Below are 20,986 nucleotides of genomic sequence, written 5' to 3'. Positions count from 1 at the left end.
GTGGTTGAAGTAGCAATCCGACGACAACCAGATGACACGCGGCGTATGAGTCCGGAACGGGCTCGGCTCCCCGCCGCGCGCAAACAAACTGAATTGCTTCGCTTGCTCCTGACGAGCGCGTCGGCAGCGGCGCTGATGGCGCTGTCCGCGGGGGCTGCCTCGGCCCAAACCGTGGGTTGGACCGGCACCACCAGCAATGACTGGACGGTCGGGAGCAACTGGTCTGGCGGAACCGTTCCCATCGGCACTGGTACGCTCAATATTGTAACGACGTCGCCAAATGCGACCGTCCTCGGCGTCAGCGGTCCGGCAATCGGGGTGACGGGGATTTTAGTTCTCGGCAGCGCGACGGCTGGAACGTTCGGCAACCTGACGATCCAGAACGGCAGCACCCTGACCACCAGCAGCATCGCGCGGTTCGGACTTAACGCCACAAGCGGTGGCATCCTCACTGTCACCGGACCCGGGTCGCAATGGTTGGTCAACGGACTTGTGTCTCTCGGCTTTCTAGGCAGCGGCACGCTGAACATCGAGAACGGCGGCCAAGTCGTCGCGGCAGCCGGCATAACCGTGGGCAACGGCGTCTCGTCTTCCGGCACGGTCAACATCAGCGGCGGCGGCACGCTGCAGACCACATTCTTTCGGGGCGGCCCTGGCGCGAGCCAGGCCAATTTCGACAATGGCATTCTGCGCGCCGGGGCCAGCAGCGCGACCTTCATCAACGGATTCAATCCCGGTGAGCTCAACCTTCTCGCGGGCGGGCTGACCATCAATACCAACGGTTTCACCGTGGGCACCGACGCGACGTCCGGTTTCAGCGGCACCGGCGGGTTGACCATCACCGGCGGCACCGTGTTCGGCCTGCAGGCGAACAGCACCTATGCCGGCGAAACGCGGATCGTGGCCGGCAGCGGCCTCGCGCTGTCAGGCGCCGGCGCCATCGCCAATTCCAGCAGGGTCATCGCGGACGGCGCTTTCAATGTCTCGGGTATCACGGCGGCCGGCACCAACATCCAGAGCCTGGCGGGAAGCGGCGCCGTTACGCTGGGCACGAAGGATCTGACGATCACCAATGCGAAGAACGATCTGTTCTCCGGCGTCATCTCCGGCACCGGCGGGCTGACGGTCAGCGGCGGCACGCAGACGTTGTCGGGCGCCAATACTTACACCGGCGCGACCAATGTGAACGGCGGCACCCTGCGCGCCGGAGCCGCCAATATATTCGGTACGACGTCGGCCTTCACCGTCGCCTCCGGCGGCACGTTCAACCTTGCCGGCTTCAATCAAACGCTCGCCTCGCTCGACAATGCCGGCATGGTCATGCTCGGCGGCGCGCCGGGAACCACGCTGACAGTTGCCGGCAATTATGTGGGCAATGGCGGCACCGTGCAGCTCAACAGCAGGCTCGGTGGCGACAGCTCGCCGACGGACCTGTTGCGGGTGCAGGGAGCGACGTCGGGCTCATCGTCGCTGCGCGTCAACAATCTCGGCGGCGGCGGCGCGCAGACCGTCGAAGGCATCAAGATCGTCGATGTCGCCGGCGCATCGAACGGCGCGTTCTCGCTGCTCGGCGATTATGTGATCCAGGGCCAGCAGGCCGTGGTCGGCGGCGCCTATGCCTATACGCTGCAGAAGAACGGCGTGAGCACGCCGACCGATGGCGACTGGTATCTGCGCTCCAGCCTGGTCAATCCGCCGCCGCCGATGTCGGCTATGCCGCTGTATCAGCCGGGCGTCCCGCTATACGAAAACTATGCGCAGGTGCTGCTCGGCATGAACGAATTGCCGACCATGCAGCAGCGCGTCGGCAATCGCTATTGGGGCGGCAGCGATGCCATGGCGCGCGCAGGTGTCGCACCGGCACCAGGCGATGGCTCTTCGGCGCCCACGGCGTTCTGGGGCCGCATCGAGGGCGGCCAATCCGATTTGCAGCCCTCCACCACCACGGGCTCGACCTATAAAGCCGACCAGTTGAAGGTGCAGGCGGGCCTCGACGGTCTCCTGATGGAGAACGAGCGCGGAAGGCTGATCGTCGGTCTCACCGGGCAATATGGCCTGACAACCGCCAATATCGCATCGGCCTTCGGCAATGGCCGGATCCGCGTCGAAGGTTCGGGTGTCGGCGGCACGCTGACATGGTTCGGCGACAACGGCTTCTATGTCGACGGCCAGGCGCAATCGATGTTCTACCGCAGCGATCTCTCTTCGGTGCTGGCCGGCAGCATGACCCACGGCAACGAAGGGGTGGGCTATGCTTTCAGCGCTGAAACCGGCAAGCGGTTCTTTGTCGGCAACGGCTGGTCGCTGACGCCGCAGGCGCAGCTGTCCTATTCGAAGGCCGAGTTCGATCGCTTCACCGATCGGTTCGGCGCCCCGGTGTCGCTGCGCGACGGCGACAGCCTGCTCGGCCGCGCCGGCCTTGCGCTCAACCACCAGAAAACCTGGAACGACGGCGCAGGCATCGTGCGCTCGGATATCTACGGCATCGGCAACCTGCGCTACGAGTTCCTCGAGGGCACCCGTGTCGATGTCGCCGGCACCGGCTTCGCCAGCGCGCAAGACCGGCTGTGGGGCAGCATCGGCGGCGGCGGCACCTATAGCTGGGCCAACGGTCGCTACGCTGTGTTCGGCGAGGTCTCCTATAGCGCGAGCCTTGAGGACGCGGCGGCGAACCGCAGCTACAAGGGCACTGGCGGCTTCCGCATCGTCTGGTGACCGCGGCGTCGCCAGCCCTTCGAGCAAGGCCTCACGCCGTTTTGCGCTATCGGCGTCTCGCGACCCGATACGACATACTCGCGGCAAACTATCTGGCGCTCATCCGATCATGCGCGTCGCATAGCCGGCGAACAGCTTGACCAGATCCGCCTGCCGCCGGGTGCCGGTTTTGTAGAACAGACGGCTGAGATGCGTCTTGATCGTCGTTTCGGCGACGCCGAGCGCTGCAGCGACCTCCGGCACGCCGCCGACCTGGACGATCGCCAGCAGCACGCGAAGCTCTGACGGTGTGAGCTGGAAAGTCTTGCCGATGAGTTCGGGCGGCGAGGTGGCGTCGATATCCGCCTTGCGCACGAACAAAGCCGCCGTGGCCGAATAGACCAGTCCGGCCTGTCGCCGTGCTCCCGATGTCAGCGGCAGGAGATGTGCGACGTATCGTTCGCCAGTGCTGCCGACGAGCGGCATGGCGATTCCGCGCGTGCCGAGCGCGCTGTCGCCTTCACCGGCGACGGCGAGGGCCTCCCGCAAGGCGCGATCGGCCTGGCTGTCGCGAGCACTGAGGCGGCCGGAGGAGGCGCGCAGGACGTCCGCTGTATCGAGCATGGCATGGCCGGCAAAGTTGGCATGAACGATGCGCGCAGCCGAATCGACGAGGAACAGGCCGACGCTCAGCCCGTCCAGCGTATCCGCCAGCGTCGCGGCCTCGGCGGCTTTCAGATCGAACATGCGTCCGATCATCACGGCGCGGCGGATATGCGGCGCGATCAGTCGCATCCGGTGACGTGCGCGCTCATCGGCCACGCCGTCACGCTCATGCCGGAACACGCCGAACATGGCGACATTGGTGATGGACTTGTCGAGCACCGAATTGATGCAATCCGCCAGTCCCTGCGGCTGCACCCATTCCTTGTAGAAGCGGGTTTCCCTGAACTCCGCGTAAGGCAGGATGTCCTCGATCCCAATCGGTTCATCGAGCTCTGCGAAGAACTGCACGGTCGTGGTGGGATCGAGCGCAACATATTTGTCGAAATAGGAGTTTTGATAGTCCGCGGAAATGCCGACCACGTGGAGAATATGCCCCGACGGCATGGCTGCATTCTTGGTATAGAGGCTGGCGCCGACGCCGCCGACGAATTGCATCGCGCGCTCGATCGCATTCGTCCAGGACGACGAGTCGAGGACGGTGTCGTAGATGCAGCCGATCAGGACGCTGAGCTGTTCTGCGCCTTCTGCGAGATCAGGCGATGCGAGCCGGGCGGCCATCGGCCAGAGCGGAGTCACTGACGTCATTTGCAACTATCTCTCGGGAAGGTGAGCATGCACCTTTGCATGCGTGCCTATGCCGGCACGCCGACGATGCGTGATTGGAAAGCTATGTGGTTCCGGCGGCGATGTCGTTGCCGAACGCGCAGAAGCTGTGTTTCTGCATGCGAAATATTTTCCGGATGATGCGCGGAATAAATCGAAAATCGCGGACGTGCACCGATCGGTCTTTGATAGCAAAATGACGGCGCTTGCGGCGCCGTCACTTGAACCAAATTCAACCGATGCGGAACACTCAATCCTTGTGCAGGAACGCGTAGTCTGCCGAATAGGGCACGCTGAGAAACTGGCCGGCATCATCGCAGGGGCCGGCGGCAACGCCGCCTTTGGTGTTGATGCGCTGGATCACGTCGACCATTGCGAGCTTGCCGTCGCCATGCCGGTCAGTCACCGTCAATTTGAGCCACGGGATATCGCTCGCGGTTTTACCTGGTGCGCGACCAACCGCTTTGCCGCCCAGCGTGCTGCCATCGGTGAGTTGCCAATGCGGGCCCGCATAGTGGCGGCCGACGGTCAGTCCATTGGACAGCAGTGTGCCGATCGGCTCGCGGAAATTCCAGGAGAGCTTGCCGTCGGAGGCGGCCATGCACTCATACACCTGCGCGCCCTCCGCGTGATAGATCGCGACGATGGTGGCATCCGGCTCGGCAATCTCGGACGGCACCTGAGCCGCGGCCGCATGCGTCAGCGCGGCGAGGGCGGCGATGAGCGCCGCCCCGAACAGTCTGCACTTCACTTTGCAAGTCATGTGATCGTTCATGGGACCTCGCGCGTGATGTCTATTCAGCGACGGCTTCGCCGGAGCCGCCGAGCTCCGCCGGAAAGTCCTTCAACTTCGGCAGGCCGTCCTTCATCGGCAGTACGGTCTCGGCATAATTGACGTGGACACCGGGTTCGAAACGAAGTGTCGGGATGGTCGCCGCAAAGACATCGACCAGACCGAACGTCGGATGATTGGTCAGCAGGTGTCCGCCGCATTTGCTACAATACTGGCGCTGGCTGAGCGGTGTCTTCTGGAAGCTTGCAACATGCTTGGCGCCCGCGGTGATCCGCACGGCGTTCGGCTTCCACAGGCTGAAGGCATTGACCGGCCCGCCGGACCACGAACGGCATGAACTGCAGTGGCAATATCCCATCGCTTCCGGGGCACCATCCGCTTCCAGTTCGACTGCGCCGCAGAAGCACTTCCCAACATGTGTCATCGATCTCGTTTCCTCTTGCTCGTGCATCGCGCCTCGCCGCGAAGCGGGGCATCGCGCGTCCTGCTAGCAGGGACGCGCAAGCCGGAGCGTCATGCGATCGGATGAGGCAGCATCACAAGATGTGTCGATGCAACACGCGTACCAGACCGCAATGTGGCCGGTCGCGCAGTCGCTGACGTCATGGAGTTCACCTCATGGTCGCAACGCTCAAGCCCTCTGTCATTGTTGCCGAGTCGCGGAGCTGGATCGGCACGCGCTATCAGCATCAGGCGTCGCTCAAGGGCGTCGGATGCGATTGTCTCGGCCTCGTGCGCGGCGTCTGGCGCAATTGCATCGGCAGCGAGCCGGAAGCACCGCCCCCTTATGCACCGGACTGGGCCGAGGCGCGGGGCGAGGAGGCACTGGCACAGGCGGCGTTGCGTCATCTCGTGCCCATCGGAATCGATGGGTTCGGATGTGGCGATGTCCTGCTGTTTCGCTGGCGCGACGGCTTCGTTGCCAAACATGCGGCGATTGCGAGCGGCGAGGGCACGATGATTCACGCCCATGACGGCGCCGCCGTGTGCGAGGTCGCGCTGACACCGTGGTGGCGTCGTCGTCTGGCCTATGCGTTTCGCTTTCCCGGAGTGAGCTGATGTCGCAACTGGTTCTCTCCACGGCCGGCGGCGCCATCGGCGGGATGTTCGGGCCGATCGGCGCGATCGCGGGCCAGCTCGCCGGCGCGGCGCTCGGCGGTGCGATCGATAGCGCGCTATTCGGTTCCGGCGATCAGACCACAAGCGGTCCGCAACTGGCCGATCTCGATGTGATGGCGTCGACCGAAGGGGCGCCAGTCCCGCGCGTCTATGGCCGTGCGCGGCTGAGCGGGCAGGTGATCTGGGCAACACCACTGGAGGAAGTCGGGACGTCGGAGACGGTGCCGACCGACGGCGGCAAGGGTCTGGGCGGCGGCCCGACGACAACGACGACGACCTATAGTTACTTCGCAAATTTTGCGGTGGGTCTTTGCGACGGCGTGATCGGCCGCGTCGGGCGGATCTGGGCCGATGGCAAGCCGCTCGATCTCGACGGTATCAATTTTCGCGTCTATCGCGGCACCGAAGACCAGATGCCGGACGGGCTGATCGTTGCCAAAGAGGGCGCGGGCAACGCGCCGGCCTATCGCGGGCTGGCTTATGTCGTGTTCGAGCACCTGCCGCTGGCGAATTTCGGCAACCGGATTCCGCAACTGTCTTTCGAGATCATCCGGCCGATCGGTCTGCTCGAAGCGATGGTACGCGCGGTGACGCTGATCCCCGGCACCACCGAATTCGGCTATGAACCGTCCACGGTGGTGCAACTGCTCGGTCCCGGACAATCCGCACCGGAGAACCGCCATCACGGTTCGGCGCGGTCCGATGTGGTGGCGGCGCTGGACGATCTGCAGGGCCTGTGCCCGAACCTGCAACGTGTCGCCATTGTCGTGGCGTGGTTCGGTTCGGATCTGCGCGCCGACTACTGCGTGGTGCGGCCGGGCATCGACAATCCCGCCAAGGAAACCAGCCCGCTGTCGTGGTCAGTGGCTGGCGTCACACGACCCTCCGCCTATGTGGTGTCGCAAATCGATGGACGCGCGGCGTTCGGCGGTACGCCGTCGGATGACAGCGTCGTGCATCTGATCGGCGAGCTGAGAGCGCGCGGGCTGAAGATCACGTTCTATCCGTTCGTGATGATGGATGTGCCTGATGGCAAGGGCCTGCCAGATCCGTGGAGCGGGGCGGGCTCGCAACCGGCCTATCCCTGGCGCGGCCGCATCACCTGCGATCCCGCGCCGGGACGACCGGGCTCGCCTGATGGCACCGCAACGGCCGGCGCGCAGGTCGACAACTTCTTCGCCGGAGGTGTCTGGAACTATCGCCGGATGGTGCTGCATTATGCGCAGCTCGTATCGCTTGCCGGCGGCGTCGATGGCTTCCTGATCGGCTCGGAACTGCCGGGCCTGACGCGCGTGCGTTCGGCACTCGGCGTCTATCCCGCTGTCGCTCAACTGATTGCGCTCGCAACCGACGTGAAGACGATCGTCGGGGGCGGTACGGTGGTGACCTATGGCGCGGACTGGACCGAATATGGCGCGCATGTTGTTGGCGCGGATGCATCGGAGATCAGGTTTCCGCTCGATCCGCTCTGGGCCTCGGCTGCGATCGACGCAGTCGGGATCGATTACTATGCGCCACTATCCGACTGGCGCGATGAAGCCGATCATCTCGATCGTGATCTCTCCGACACGATCTATGACCGCGCCTATCTGCGCAGCAATGTGGCGGGCGGCGAAGCCTATGACTGGTACTATCCGGATGATAACGCGCGCGATGCGCAGGCGCGCGTCGCGATCACCGATGGCATCGGCAAGCCGTGGATCCATCGCGTCAAGGATCTCTGGAACTGGTGGGGCAATGCGCATCACGAGCGCGTCGGTTATGCGGAGCTCGGTAGTTCGACGGCATGGGTTCCGCGCAGCAAGCCGATCTGGCTGACGGAAATCGGCTGTCCCGCCGTGGACAAGGGCGCCAACCAGCCGAGCGTGTTTCCCGATCCAAAATCGTCGGAGAACTTTGCGCCGTATTTCTCCAGCGGCGCGCGCGACGACCTGATGCAGCGGCGCCATCTGGAAGCATTGATCTCCGCCTTCGATCCGGTCTTCGGCGCCAGCGATGCGGAGAATCCGGTGTCGCCTGTCTATGGCGGGCGGATGATCGATGTATCGGCCATTCATGTCTGGACCTGGGATTCGCGGCCTTATCCGATCTTTCCGGCTGCCGATGACATCTGGGGCGATGGTACCAACTGGCATACCGGCCACTGGCTGAACGGCCGGCTCGGCGGCGCGCCGCTGGATGCGCTGGTCGACAGGCTGGCAACGGATGCCGGTGTGACGGGGATCGATGCTTCGGCGCTGGCCGGCGGCTGCGACGGCTATGTCGTGGACCGGCCGATGGCGCCGCGGGCGATGATCGAGCCGCTGTCGGTGGCCTATGCCTTCGACGCGACGGCGGGGGATGGCACGTTGCGCTTCATCCCGCGCGGCGGGCTGCCGGTGGCGGAATTGTCAGAAGACGATCTGGTGGCGCCGGATGACGGCGCGCTGGCGCGGCTGGTGCGGGCGCAGGAGACCGAATTGCCCCGTCAGGTCAGCATCGGCTTCAGCGATGCGCTGACGGATTATCGGCGCTCGGCAGTCACATCGCGCAAACTCACCGGCGGCGCCAGCCGGATGCTGCATGCCGATCTTGCCGTCATCACCAGCGATACGGCAGCGACGCAGCGCGCCGAGGTCTGGTTGCAGGATCTCTGGGCGGGGCGCGAGCGCGCGGAGTTCGCCGTCGGCATGACTGCGCTCGCACTGGCGCCGGGCGACGTGATCGCGCTGACGCTCAACGAACGGCGACGGCTGTTCGAGATCAGCGGGCTCGTCGATACGCAGGCGCGGCAGGTGACGGCGCGCAGTATCGATCCCGACGTGTTTGCCGTGCCGCTGCTGGCGCCTGAGATCAAGCTGCCGCCAGTGCCGCCCGCGCTCGGGCCGGTGCAGGTGCTCGCGCTGAACCTGCCGGTCATCGACAGCGCCAACCCCGGCGTGCTGACGCGGCTCGCTGTCTTCGCCAATCCGTGGCCGGGCTCGGTGGTGATCTGGCAATCGAAGGACGGCGCGAGTTTCCAGGTGGCCGCCGTGGCGGCAACGCCTGCTGTCATCGGTGAGACGTTGGATGCGCTGCCGGCCGGGCCGACCGCACGATGGGACAATGCCAGTACATGCCGCGTGCGGCTTCATGGCGGTGCGCTGGCGTCGCTGTCGGACGCGCGGGTGCTCGGCGGCAGCAATTCCGCAGCACTGCGGAATGCGGATGGCGATTGGGAGATCATCCAGTTCGCCAATGCCGAACTGGTCGAGGCCAACACCTACAAGCTGTCGCGGCTGCTGCGCGGGCAGGCGGGGTCGGAATCCACGATGGCAGCGCTATTGCCGGTTGGTGCGCCGTTCGTGGTGCTCGACAGAAGCCTGGTACCGATCGCACGGGGACTCGACGCACTCGAACGACCATTGTCGCTGCGCGTCGTCGGCAATGGTCGCAGCCATGACGATGCCTCGGCCGTCGCGCTGACGCTGACGCCCGATCGCAGCGCGCTGCTGCCGCTCGCGCCCGTGCATGTAAAAGCCGTGCGCAAGCCCGATGGCATCCAGATCTCATGGATCAGGCGCACGCGTCTCGATGGCGATGGCTGGAATGCCGAAGTGCCCCTTGGCGAAGACGGCGAGGCGTACCGGCTCGAGATTCTCTCAGGTAGCACTGTCGTCCGCAGTATCGCCTGCAACACGTCGCAGGCGCTCTATGCGGTGGCCGACGAGGTCGCCGATTTCGGCGCGCCGCAGCCGAGCCTGCATCTGCGCGTCGCACAGCTCTCCGGCACCGTCGGCGCCGGGCATGCGACCGAGGGTATAATTTCATTGTGATCGTCATTGCGAGGAGCATAGCGACGAAACAATCCAGCTCTTGGTTTTCTGGATTGCTTCGCTGCGCTCGCAATGACGGCTGAGAGCGCGAGACCGTAGACATGACCGACACGCCGAATCTCAAGCTGCCCTTCATCGATGGCGGGCAGGCGCAGAAGCACGTCACCCATAATGAGGCGCTGCGCATTCTCGATGCGGCGATCCAGATCTCGGCACTCGATGTGACGCGGACCGTTCCGCCGGCATCGCCGGCCGAGGGCGCACGGCATATCGTGGCGGCCGGGGCGTCAGGGGCCTGGAGCGGCCATGCGCTGGCCATCGCCACATGGCAGGACGGTACCTGGGCTTTCCTCGTGCCGAAAGCCGGCTGGTGCGTCTGGTCGGTGGCCGATGACGTGATGATGGTGTTCGATGGTGCGCTGTGGCGCGACCTGCGCAATCTTGCGCTCGACAGTATCGACCATCTCGGCATCAACACAGCTGCCGACAGCAGCAACCGCTTCAGCGTCAAGTCCGATGCCGTGCTGCTGTCGCATGACGACGTAACACCCGGCAGCGGCGACCTGCGGGTGACGTTCAACAAGCTGAACGCAACGAAGGATGTCGGCTTCACATTGCAGTCGAATTATTCGCCGCGCGCGTTGATCGGCTTGCTCGGCAGCGACGATCTCTCGATCGAGGTCTCCGCCGATGGCGTGACCTATCGGACCGCGCTGGCAGTCGACAAGACGAGCGGGCAGGTCAGTTTCGAGCAGTCCCCGAAATTTCTCGCCTATCTGAACTTCGATAAATATTGCGCGGCGAACACCTTCACCAAGGTGCAATTCAACAATAGCCGGCATAACGACCAGAGCGTTTTCGATCCCGCGACCAACCAGTTTGTCGCGCCGGTCGCCGGCGTCTATGCGCTCGGATTCCGCGTGATGTTCAAGGCCAATGCGGCGGTGCCGACCATGCTGACGGCGGCCATGTACAAGAACGGCGTCGAGCTGCTCGACGATACCCGCGTGCAGACATCGTCGGCGCTCGTCAGCAACAGGACGATGTTGAGCGGCCATGCGCTTCTCAAGCTCGCCGCCGGCGATGCCATTTCGGTCTGGGCGGCGATGGAGACCAATGACGGTTATATCGCCGCCGCGCAGAACGGCTTCTACGGCCACCGCATCGCCTAGTTGCGCGACGGCGACGATCTCTCTCCCCCACAGGATCATCATCATGAAGCTCGATGAAACAACCTTGCGGCGTCTCTGGCCGCAGGGCGACAGCCGCGTGCCCGGATTGCTGTCGGGTATGGTGCAATCGTCCGAGGCCGTGTTTGCGCGCTACGGCATCACCACGCCGTTGCTCGCCGCGCATGTGATGGCGCAGATCTCGCACGAATGCGGAGCAGGGCGCGACGTCGTCGAAAATCTGAACTACAGCGCCGGGCGGATGATGCAGGTCTGGCCGTCGCGCTTTCCGACCATGGCGAGTGCCGCACCTTATGCCGGCAATCCGCGGGCGCTCGCCAACAAGGTCTATAACGGCCGCATGGGCAATGCCGTCGGTTCCGATGACGGCTGGAATTTCCGTGGCCGCGGCGGATCGCAGACCACGGGCCGCGAAGGCTATGAGCGGGTCAGGAAGGCCACGGGGATCGATGTGATCAAGCATCCCGACTACCTGATCGATCCGCGTTACTTCCTCATTTGCGCTGTGTCGGATTTCATCAATTGCGGCTGCCTGCCATTTGCGAGAGCGGATGACATCGTCGGCGTCACCCGGCGGCTCAATGGCGGCATCGTGGGTCTCGCCGAGCGGAAGGCGTGGCTGGCGAAATGGAAGACTGCGCTGCGCGATGTGTCGCTGGCGACCGCGCCGTCCGTGGGGCTACCGCCCGTGATCGCATCGCCGCCGCTGGTGCCCGAACTGCCGGCAGCCAAACCCACCACTAAGCCCACCAATCTTTCCACATTCATCGCCGCGCTTGTTGCGGCTTTCCGGAGGACATGACCATGGACTGGGGTGACCTTGCCAAACAGGTGATTGCGCTGGGGGCGCCGATGCTGGGGACGGCATTGGGCGGTCCGCTCGGCGGTGTGGCCGGCGAAATCCTCGCCAAGGCGGTGGGCTCGGTGACGCTGACGCCGGCGGCGGTGCAAGCGGCGCTCCCCGCGGCCGATCCGACCAGGCTGGCCGAGGCCGAGGCGCATTGGGCTGACATGATCCGCGCCGAGGCGGAGACCCAGCGCGCGGCGATATCAGAGACCCAGGCGACGATCCGGGCCGAGATCGTCAGCGACGATCCGCTGCAGCGCTGGTGGCGGCCGGCCTATGCGCTGGAATTGACGGTAGAATGCGCCGCGCTGTGGTGTGTGCTGATGCACGAATTCTGGACCGGGGACATCCAGACCATCAATGCGCTGGTCAATGCCACGGCGCTGCTGGTGACCTATTGGGGGTTCCGTTTCGGCGTGCTAGGCGTCTATATCAGCGGCCGCACCCGCGAAAAGGTCAGCGCGCTCACCGGGCAGGATTCGCCCGGCATGGTCGAGAAGCTGGTCAAGGCGGTTCTGGTCAAAGACGGTGTGAAGAAAAAGTAAGGTTGGCGGCCGTCGCCATTCATGGAGTGTTCACGCGTCCGGGCATCAATTCGGATTGTGAACGCGGAGAAGTCACTTGCGCCTGCTCGTTGTCGAAGATGATCCCGATCTCAACCGTCAGCTCACCACGGCGCTGACCGATGCCGGCTATGTCGTCGATCGCGCCTTCGATGGCGAGGAGGGGCACTTTCTCGGCGACAGCGAGCCCTATGATGCCGTGGTGCTCGATATCGGCCTGCCGAAGATGGACGGCATTTCGGTGCTGGAAGCCTGGCGCCGCAACAACCGCATCATGCCGGTACTGATCCTGACGGCGCGCGATCGCTGGAGCGATAAGGTCCAGGGCTTCGATGCCGGCGCCGACGATTACGTCGCCAAACCGTTCCACCTCGAAGAGGTGCTGGCCCGCATCCGCGCGCTATTGCGCCGCTCCACCGGCCACGCCCAGTCCGAACTCACTTGCGGACCTGTGTCGCTGGATACCCGCACCGGCCGCGTCAGCGTTTCCGGCAATCCGATCAAGATGACATCACACGAATACCGGCTGCTGTCCTATCTGATGCACCATACCGGCCGCGTGATCTCGCGCACCGAACTGGTCGAGCATCTCTACGATCAGGATTTCGATCGCGACAGCAACACCATCGAGGTGTTCGTCGGCCGTATCCGCAAGAAGCTCGACGTCGATATCATCCAGACCGTGCGCGGCCTCGGTTATCTGCTCACGCCGCCGCAGCCGTGATCGTCCCCGGGATCATGCGCTGATGCGCAACAGCTCGCTCGCAACGCGGCTGTTCCTGTCGGCGACGGCCTGGGTGGTGGTCATCCTCCTGATCACCGGCATCGTCCTGTCTTCGGTCTATCGCAGCGCGACCGAGCGCGCCTTCGATCGCCGCCTCAATCTCTATCTCCGCACCCTGGTGGCCGAAGTCGCCAATCCGCCGGACGCGCCCGATCACGATACGCCATCGCTTGGCGAGCCGTTGTTCGAACTGCCGCTGTCGGGCTGGTACTGGGAAATCGCACCCACCGAAGGCGCGAAGACCGAGATGCGGGCCTCGCGCTCGCTGTGGGACAAGAAGCTGCCCAAGCTCGAAGACCAGGGCGTCGAGCTGACGGCGTCGGGCATCCGCCAGGGCTATGTGGACGGGCCGGAAGACCAGCGCCTGCGCATGGTGGAACGTCCTGTCGATCTCGGCGCCGACGGCAAATTCCGCATCAGCGTTGCCGGTGACGCCACCGAGATTTTCGAGGAAACCCGCACCTTCGACTATTATCTTGGCGGCACATTCGCTGCCCTCTCGATCGTGCTCGTGCTCACCACGATCTTCCAGGTCCGCTTCGGCCTCGCGCCGCTGAAGCGCATGTCGGATGCCATTGCCGATATCCGGTCCGGCCGTGCCGAGCGGCTGGAGGGCACATTCCCTGTCGAGATCTCGCCTCTGGCGGGCGAGATGAACGCGCTGCTCGATGCCAACCGCGCCATCGTCGAGCGCGCGCGCACCCATGTCGGCAATCTCGCCCACGCGATCAAGACGCCGCTGTCGGTGATCGTCAACGAGGCGAACAGCCGTGGTGTCGATCCCTTTGCGAGCAAGGTGCTGGAGCAGGCCGATGTGATGCGCGATCAGGTGACGCATCATCTCGAGCGTGCGCGGATCGCAGCGCGTGTCACCATCGTCGGCACCGTCACCGATGTCGCGCCGGCGCTGGAGGCGCTGTGCCGGACGATGCAGAAGATTCACCGGGACCGCGGCATCACCATCGACCTTGAGGCCGATGCCGCGGCGAAATTCCGTGGCGAAAAACAGGACATCGAGGAGATGGTCGGTAACCTCGTCGACAACGCCTGCAAATGGGCGGACTCCCATGTCACCATCGGCGTGCAGGTCGAGCGCACCGGCGGTGCCGATCCGGCGTCGAAGCTGCGGATCATCGTCGATGACGACGGACGCGGGCTGTCGGACACCGAACGCGCCCAGGTCGCGCGCCGCGGCCAGCGGCTCGACGAGACCAAGCCGGGGTCAGGTCTGGGTCTGTCCATCGTGGTCGATCTGGCCGCGCTCTATGGCGGTAGCCTGACGCTCGGCAAGGCGCCGATCGGCGGGCTGCGGGCGGAGCTGGTGTTGCCGGGTGTGTGAGGGCTTGCCCGTCGGCGTCTGGAAATGCGTATCCCCATATGCAACCTGTAGTTTAATGTTGTGCTGTTACTGTCGGTAGGTGCGGTCTCAGGCCGCTTGGGTTTAGGGAGAAACCAAAGGGTGTTGACATTTGTTAACAGTAGAATAGGTATTGGCTGTGAGGATGGCTAGGCGGCCTTTGCATCCGAACAAAGAGATCGAAGCTGCGGTTGCTTATGCCGAGCAAAATGGCTGGTCATGGGTGAAGGTCAAAGGGCATGCATGGGCGAAGCTCTTGTGTGCGCATCATGATCGCGAAGGGTGTGCGGTATTCGTCTGGTCGACACCCCGAAATCCGCAGAACCATGCGCGCCAGCTGAGACGCGAGATCGATCGTTGCCCGCACCGAGAACAGGAGGACAGTGATGACAGAATTTGAGTTCAGCATCATTGCATCCGGTCTCGATCCGGACGCGGAGGATTTCGCTGATCGCTTTTTCGACGCGGGTTGCGACGATGCGACAATTTCGTTCCAGAAAGGCCGCATCATTGCTGATTTTGCCCGCGAAGCGACATCGATAGATGCGGCCATCTGCTCGGCGGTCGAGAATGTCATGAAGGCGGGCGCGCAGGTCGATCGCGTCGAGCCCGACCCGCTGGTGAGCCTTTCGGATATTGCCATGCGAACCGGGCTGTCGCGCGCGGCGATCACCAACTATGCCAGCGGCAATCGTGTCGGCAATTTTCCGCCACCAGTTGCACGCGTGACGTCGAAGACCTCACTGTATGACTGGTCAGCGGTGGCGACATGGCTGTTCCAGCACGATCACCTGTCGCGCGAGAAGGCGATGGAGGCGGAGGCTGTCGGTGTCGCAAATGAGGCGATCCGCGCGCGCGCGCCGAGATTGCAGGAGGCACTGCGCGATGGCTTGGCGGCCTACGCAAAGAGGCTCGACGGCGTCGCATAGGCTAGATCCGCGTCTTTTGCTCTCGCTATCGACACGCATCTCATCTAACGCCGAGGCGAAATCATGAGGATGGCAAATGCGGGTAGGATTTGTTGAGTGGCCAGAAAACTTAATGGCCGATAGCGAGCAATGGCTTAGTTTGGCAAACGATCTTTCCAAGACGACAGTCGATATATTGGTAACGAATGAGTTGCCTTTCGGTCCCTGGATTGCGTCAACCCCGGATTTCGATCCGAAACTGGCCGAATATAGCATTGAGTGTCATCGGGCAGGCGTAGCGGCACTCGAAAGGCTAAATATCCCAGCGGTCATTTCTTCTCGACCTGTTTGGGAGGGGGCGCGGCTTGCAAATGAAGCTTTCTGTCTTGAAGGTGGAGAAGTAAGACATCTCCACACAAAGCAATATTTTCCAGCGGAATTGGGCTGGTATGAGTCGAATTGGTACACGACCCAATCGCGCGAATTCGAGCCGGTCGTAGTTTGCGGTGTATGCGTAGGAGTGCTGCTATGCACGGAAGTGATGTTCAACGAACACGCGCGCCATTACCGTAAACAAGGCGCCGAGTTGATCGTTGTACCGAGAGCCACGGGTCGAACCGTGGATATTTTTCGCACAGCAGGCGCGATGGCCTCGATTGTTTCAGGCTGTTATGTCGTAAGCTCGAACCGCGTTGGGCAAGGATCAAGTGGGCCGATATTTGGAGGCAAAGGTTTCGCGTGCGCGCCTACTGGAGAATTAATCGACATGACGTCTCCGGAAAACCCGTTCGTGGTAATCGAGCTTGATATCGCTTCTGTCAAAGAGAAGCAGAAGAGCTACCCCTGTTATGTGACGGGACCTGTTTGATCAGCGCAGCGGTTCCAGCATCTGTTCGGACAGCAGTTTCTTCAGCCTGGCGTTTTCGTCCTCCAGCAGCCGCGTGGCCTCCGAGATATCCATTCTGCCGAATTTGCCTTTCCAATTGTACAGTGTCGCCTTGGAGACGCCGTGCCTGCGCGAGATCAGCGGCTTTCGCCCCCGCCTCGTGCTCGCACAACACATCGATAGTCTGTTCTTCCCTTAACCTGGCTCGCTTCTTCTTTTCTGTCGTGCTTACCGGATGAGGCGGAGTCGCGCTTTCTATAACTCATTTTTGACCCATCGTATGAGCTATGGGAAAGGCCGCGATAGCTCATGGGATGGAGCTGGCAGCAGCCGGATTGGCCGGAATTCAGCTACGGATAAGCGTCGCTGAGTGTCGCCTTGAATGCGCTTATTGAGAATCGCCCGTCTGCTGGAGCGCCGTATATGGTCTTCGGCTCAGTGGGCCGGCAGCCCAGTTTTATCGATAGATTTGCGACAGGCCTCCTCAGCCTATGCAAGCCCACCCCGTTTCTGAAGAGATCGAGCAGGTCCGAAACCCGCCCGCCTTGCGCCCCGTTGTCGCCCGAATTATCCCGTTCGTAACGTCTTTGACGTTTCCTGTGTTCCGGTTTGCGTTCGGGGTCTGCGGTCCATGGTCAAGTTCAACGCCTTCTGTGTTGCCGCCGTCGCGCTGACGCTGGGTGGTTGCGACGTGACGACGTCGGACGGCGGGTTGGGCCTCGGCTCCGATACGATCGCCCGGGCCTATAGCAGCACCAAGTCGGCCGTGGGCCTGTCCGAGGAAAACGCAGCAGTCGCGGTGACCAATGCCGCCTTTGGCGGGCTGATCGGCGCCAAACTCGGCGCCCAGCTCAACGACGAGGACCGCCGGCTGGCCTACGAGGCCCAGATCGCCGCCCTCGACCGCGGTGCACCCGGTGCTCCGGTGCCTTGGCGCAACGCCACGTCGGGACGCTATGGCAACATTGTTGCTGGCCCGGCCTATAACCAGAAGGGCCGGGAATGCCGCGGCTTTTCCCACACGGTCACCGTCAATGGTGACCTCAAGACCGCCCGCGGTACCGCCTGCCGCAGCCCCGAAGGCACCTGGGCGGCGGCCTGATCCCGGTTCCTCAACGCCTTCTTAACGGGGCGCCTGCTACAAAAATCGGTGGCGATTTTCGGTTGTAGATCGACCGGAAAGCACGGATTCCTAGGCTGCATGAACAAAACCTCGATCGATCGCTTGCGGGAGTATTTGGCGCAACTGCCCGAGCAGTCGCAGATGCTGCTGATGCGCGAATATGAGCGCGCGATCGAGCGCGGCGAAGACGTCGTGGTCGCCAATTTCGTGCTCGACCTGCTGCGCGGCGTGGTTCGCGGCCACGAGAATGCAGTGCGCCCGCGCGTCGAGGATCCCACCCGTCTCGTCTTCAAATCGCTCGAGCCGTTCCTTGTCGAAGGTGTGGGCAATGTCCGGCCCGGACAGATCCGGCGCGCCTCGCTGCTGCCGATCTGGCAGTGGCTGGAGCGCGACGCCGCAGACGCCGTGCGCGAGTTCGAGGCGGCCGTCTCTGCGTCGCCGGAGCCGGGCGCATCGGACATCGAACGTGCGGTCAAGAAATTCCAGCAGGCGGCAGCAGCCGCCATTACCACTGCCACATCGGGCAATCGCGGCGCGGCCCGCATCGGGCCGACCCATGCGGTCGAGGACCTGCCGTCCATCGGCGCGGTGCTGAAGGCGCGCGAGCAACTCGACGGCTTTGCGGGCAAGCTGCCGAGCGTGCTGCGCAGCTTCGGCGATAGCCAGATCGCCTCGGTGAATAGCGCGCTGAACGTGCCGACGCTGACCACGCCGCAGGTGCTGCCTTTCGCACTCTCGCTGGTGATGCAGCGGCTGGCGGCGCCATGGCAGATCATTCGTCTGGCGGTGAAGATCGCGGCCTCGGACGATGAAATCCGCGTGGCCGCAACGCCCTATGGTGTCGCCGTGACCATGGCGCTGTCCGATCTCAATCGCGTCGCGGCCGAACTGCGCTCCGATATCAGGCGCGGCAAGTTCGACAGCGCCCCCGAACATCTCAAGGTCGCCCATGACGGCGTGCGTGGCCTGCGCACCGAACTCGACATGCGCAACGATAGTACCTGGGGCCGCCAGATGGCGTCGATCCGGGTGGAGATTTCCTCGACGCTGCAGTCGGAGATCGAGAGCGTGCCGGGCAGGGTGCGGCGTCTGCTGCGCCAGCGCCCTGACAAGGATATTGCCGCGACGGCGACGATCGATTTCGCCGAGGTCGAGGAGACCGTGGCGCTGATCAATTTCGTCGCGGTGTGCCGGACCTATGCCAGCGAACTCGCCATCAACGAGGTGACGCTGCGGACCTATTCCGACCTGCAGCAATATGTCGAGAAGTCCACGGAGTCGCTGGTGCAGTCGCTGCGCGCCGGCGATGCCCGCGTCCGTAGCTACCGGCAGATGCAGGCCAAGGCCGCTATCCGCTTCTGCCAGGTGTTGTTCGGCCAGGAATATGCCTCGCTGATGAGCCGCGCCGCCGAACAGGCCATGGTCGTGGTCGAGCGCAAGCCGAAGCGGGCGGGCTAGGCCAGGCAATGCGAAATGGCTCGTCGGCGATGTGACATCCGCATCGCCTCCATCCCGATATCAGAGCGCCAATTGAATGCGATTGGTTTCGCTGCCGTCATGTGCGGCCGGAACGGCGCAGCAGATCAGCACTTCATTGTCGGCCACCGCAGCGGCTGGCTCTTTGACGTAGGTCACCGCTCCCGCCAGAAGCTTCGTTCGGCAGGTGCCGCAATGTCCTTCCCGACAACTGAAATCGGGGCTCAGGCCGCGCGATTCCGCGAGGTCGAGCAACGATCCCGACTCTGGCGTCCAGCGCGCTTCCTTCAATGACTCTGTGAACACGACATGCACCGATGTCGACGACGATGGCTGGCGCGCCGGCGCTGTCGCCGGGCTGTCGACGGTTCGTACCAGTGACGTGGGGCCGAATGCTTCGGCGTGGATACGGTTGTCAGCGATGTTCAGTGCACGAAGACCGTCATAGATCGACTGCATGAATCCGGACGGTCCGCAGAGATAGTAATCGTAGTCGCCAACCGGCATGAACCGTGATAGCAGGGCTATGTCGATACGCCCCGCAGCGTCGTAGTCGGGACCTTCTTCGGCATCCGTGATATCGCCGAGAACTCGGATGACCCGGACTGCGTCTCCAGCGGACGCCGCAAGTTCATCCAATTCGTTGCCGAAGGGGCGCTCGTTCTTCGAACGGGCTGCCTGAAAAAGCACGGTTGGTCGAGTCTTGAGCGTCCGCAGCCCTTCGTAAATCACATGCCGCAGCATCGCGAGCATCGGCGTGATGCCGATGCCGCCCGCCAGAAGCACCGCTGGTCGTGCCTCAGCGGCATCGATGGTGAATTCACCGGCGGGCGCCCTTGCTTCGATCACGTCGCCAATATTGATGCCGCCGTGTAGCCGCTGTGACACCAGTCCGTCGCGTTTGACGCTGATGCGGTAGACGTGATCCGAAGGCGCGACCGACAGTGTATAGGTTCGGATGGTGGTCTTCTCCGCTCCGTCAATCGGCAGTCTGATCGGGAGATACTGCCCGGCGCGATGAGGCAGGAGACCGGCGCCGTCGGTCGGCTCCAGATGGAACGACCTGACCGTTGCGCTCTCATCGACGATGTTGATGACCTTGAATGGCCGCCATTTGGTCGCAAGTTCTGCAGCCCGCAGACGACCGGCTGCCTGCTCCCAACTGCCTGTCATGAGTGTGCTCGGCGCCCATCCGTCCGGTCGGAACGCCCAGCGCAGGGGCAGGGCACCGCGCCGAAGAACGACACGCCGCGCGTTGAATTGCCAAAGGCGCTCGGCGCCCTGGAAGGCGGCGATCTCCGGGGAGTCCAGTATGACCCGGGCGTCACCGGTCATCTGCAGCACGTCGCCGGTCTCGAAATCGACAAACAAGAGTCCGGCTTTGCCGTTGATGAGGATGTTGCCCAGCGTCGCGAAAAAGAGATTGCCTGCGAAATCCGGGATTGTGAGCGTACCGTCGTCGGCAACGCGAACGAAACCGGGATTGCCGCCGCGGCTCGAGACGTCGACCTGTCGACGGGATTCTCGCTCGACATAGGACGCGACAAAGAACATGTCGGCGGCTTCGATCATGCGGCGTGCCGTTGCGTCGATTTCGGCTTTCTCTTCGATATTTCCCGTAAACAGTTTGCGTGGATCGCGGACGAACTCATAATCGCGGAGCTGGATGTAGCGCGGGCAATTGCCGAAACTTTGGTCGACATCAAAATGAATGGCGTAATTGTCCGACGGCCCGATGATGCCGTTGACGCGATTCCGGCGGCCCGTGTGAAGTTCGATGCCGAGCAGGCCAATTGCATCGTCCTCGTGCATCCCTTCGCTGGCGGGATCGCTTGGCTCCCTGACGACATCGATATCGAGCGATTGCGCTGTTGGCGATGAGATGAAGCCGGGCTTGCCGGTGACAAATGTGGCCCATGCGTCACCTGCGCCGTCGACGCTGCCGAGCGCGATAAAGGGAATCTGGGCGTAGAAATCCCGGTGTTGCGTCGGCATGTAGTCGCGCACGATGCGCCTGCCGAGCTCATCCATGTGAGTCGAAACGCCGACCTTTTCCTGAATCGCCTTCTCGCCGGCGTGCCAGATGTCTAGTTTTGATAGCAACATAATATCGGTCATCGGTC

16 protein-coding genes and 1 pseudogene are annotated in these 20,986 nt (G+C 63.3%); 12 read left to right on the top strand and 5 right to left on the bottom strand.

Features of this window, described 5'->3' with window-relative positions; genetic code table 11:
* Positions 1-102 precede the first annotated feature (102 nt).
* Positions 103-2,715, top strand: coding sequence for an autotransporter family protein (locus HP556_RS14225; protein ID WP_175367443.1), 2,613 nt, complete (start codon positions 103-105; stop codon positions 2,713-2,715).
* 99 nt (positions 2,716-2,814) lie between these two features.
* On the opposite strand, the gene HP556_RS14220 is transcribed toward HP556_RS14225, so the two are convergent.
* From HP556_RS14220 to HP556_RS14210, 3 genes are all read right to left on the bottom strand, one after another.
* The gene (locus HP556_RS14220) at positions 2,815-4,005 is read right to left on the bottom strand and encodes a helix-turn-helix transcriptional regulator (RefSeq protein WP_246297691.1); all 1,191 of its coding nucleotides are present in this window, start codon (positions 4,003-4,005) and stop codon (positions 2,815-2,817) included.
* 268 nt (positions 4,006-4,273) lie between these two features.
* Complete coding sequence (locus HP556_RS14215) at positions 4,274-4,786, bottom strand: DUF3455 domain-containing protein (RefSeq protein WP_175367442.1); 513 nt, start codon at positions 4,784-4,786, stop codon at positions 4,274-4,276.
* A gap of 31 nt (positions 4,787-4,817) precedes the next feature.
* On the bottom strand, positions 4,818-5,240 hold the full coding sequence (locus tag HP556_RS14210; protein ID WP_175367441.1) for a GFA family protein: 423 nt from the start codon (positions 5,238-5,240) through the stop codon (positions 4,818-4,820).
* 194 nt (positions 5,241-5,434) lie between these two features.
* Between HP556_RS14210 and HP556_RS14205 the strand changes: the two genes are divergently transcribed.
* The 9 genes from HP556_RS14205 to HP556_RS14165 all read left to right on the top strand — a co-directional run bounded on the left by HP556_RS14205 (position 5,435) and on the right by HP556_RS14165 (position 16,246).
* Positions 5,435-5,875 (top strand): NlpC/P60 family protein, encoded by a 441-nt coding sequence (locus HP556_RS14205; protein ID WP_175367440.1) that lies wholly within the window; start codon positions 5,435-5,437, stop codon positions 5,873-5,875.
* Positions 5,875-9,729: a baseplate multidomain protein megatron gene (locus HP556_RS14200; RefSeq protein WP_175367439.1), complete on the top strand. Its 3,855-nt coding sequence runs from the start codon at positions 5,875-5,877 to the stop codon at positions 9,727-9,729. Before HP556_RS14205 ends, HP556_RS14200 begins: the two co-directional genes overlap by 1 nt.
* A gap of 101 nt (positions 9,730-9,830) precedes the next feature.
* On the top strand, positions 9,831-10,901 hold the full coding sequence (locus HP556_RS14195) for a DUF2793 domain-containing protein (RefSeq protein WP_175367438.1): 1,071 nt from the start codon (positions 9,831-9,833) through the stop codon (positions 10,899-10,901).
* 43 nt (positions 10,902-10,944) lie between these two features.
* A complete protein-coding gene (locus HP556_RS14190; protein WP_175367437.1) occupies positions 10,945-11,721 on the top strand; it encodes a glycoside hydrolase family 19 protein in 777 nt (258 codons plus the stop codon).
* A 2-nt stretch (positions 11,722-11,723) separates the two neighbouring features.
* On the top strand, positions 11,724-12,311 hold the full coding sequence (locus tag HP556_RS14185; RefSeq protein ID WP_175367436.1) for a 3TM-type holin: 588 nt from the start codon (positions 11,724-11,726) through the stop codon (positions 12,309-12,311).
* 76 nt (positions 12,312-12,387) lie between these two features.
* Positions 12,388-13,053 (top strand): response regulator transcription factor, encoded by a 666-nt coding sequence (locus HP556_RS14180; RefSeq protein ID WP_089267078.1) that lies wholly within the window; start codon positions 12,388-12,390, stop codon positions 13,051-13,053.
* A 22-nt stretch (positions 13,054-13,075) separates the two neighbouring features.
* A complete protein-coding gene (locus tag HP556_RS14175) occupies positions 13,076-14,452 on the top strand; it encodes a sensor histidine kinase (RefSeq protein WP_175367435.1) in 1,377 nt (458 codons plus the stop codon).
* A 404-nt stretch (positions 14,453-14,856) separates the two neighbouring features.
* Entirely contained in the window at positions 14,857-15,399 is a 543-nt protein-coding gene (locus HP556_RS14170) for a helix-turn-helix transcriptional regulator (protein WP_175367434.1), read from the top strand.
* A gap of 76 nt (positions 15,400-15,475) precedes the next feature.
* Complete coding sequence (locus tag HP556_RS14165; protein WP_175367433.1) at positions 15,476-16,246, top strand: carbon-nitrogen hydrolase family protein; 771 nt, start codon at positions 15,476-15,478, stop codon at positions 16,244-16,246.
* A gap of 12 nt (positions 16,247-16,258) precedes the next feature.
* Here the strand turns inward: HP556_RS14165 and HP556_RS14160 are convergent.
* Positions 16,259-16,523 (bottom strand): annotated as a pseudogene (locus HP556_RS14160) (transposase); the annotation flags it as partial.
* A gap of 372 nt (positions 16,524-16,895) precedes the next feature.
* Between HP556_RS14160 and HP556_RS14155 the strand changes: the two are divergent.
* Both HP556_RS14155 and HP556_RS14150 read left to right on the top strand, forming a co-directional pair.
* The gene (locus HP556_RS14155) at positions 16,896-17,366 is read left to right on the top strand and encodes an RT0821/Lpp0805 family surface protein (RefSeq protein ID WP_175367431.1); all 471 of its coding nucleotides are present in this window, start codon (positions 16,896-16,898) and stop codon (positions 17,364-17,366) included.
* Positions 17,367-17,465: 99 nt separating this feature from the next.
* On the top strand, positions 17,466-18,845 hold the full coding sequence (locus HP556_RS14150) for a hypothetical protein (protein ID WP_175367430.1): 1,380 nt from the start codon (positions 17,466-17,468) through the stop codon (positions 18,843-18,845).
* A 60-nt stretch (positions 18,846-18,905) separates the two neighbouring features.
* Here the strand turns inward: HP556_RS14150 and HP556_RS14145 are convergent, their stop codons facing one another.
* Complete coding sequence (locus tag HP556_RS14145; protein ID WP_175367429.1) at positions 18,906-20,981, bottom strand: 2Fe-2S iron-sulfur cluster-binding protein; 2,076 nt, start codon at positions 20,979-20,981, stop codon at positions 18,906-18,908.
* Positions 20,982-20,986 lie beyond the last annotated feature (5 nt).

Source organism: Tardiphaga robiniae (assembly GCF_013359755.1).
Lineage (GTDB): Bacteria > Pseudomonadota > Alphaproteobacteria > Rhizobiales > Xanthobacteraceae > Tardiphaga > Tardiphaga robiniae.
Note: the sequence above shows the minus strand (reverse complement) of the source record. Positions and strands in the feature narration are given on the sequence as shown.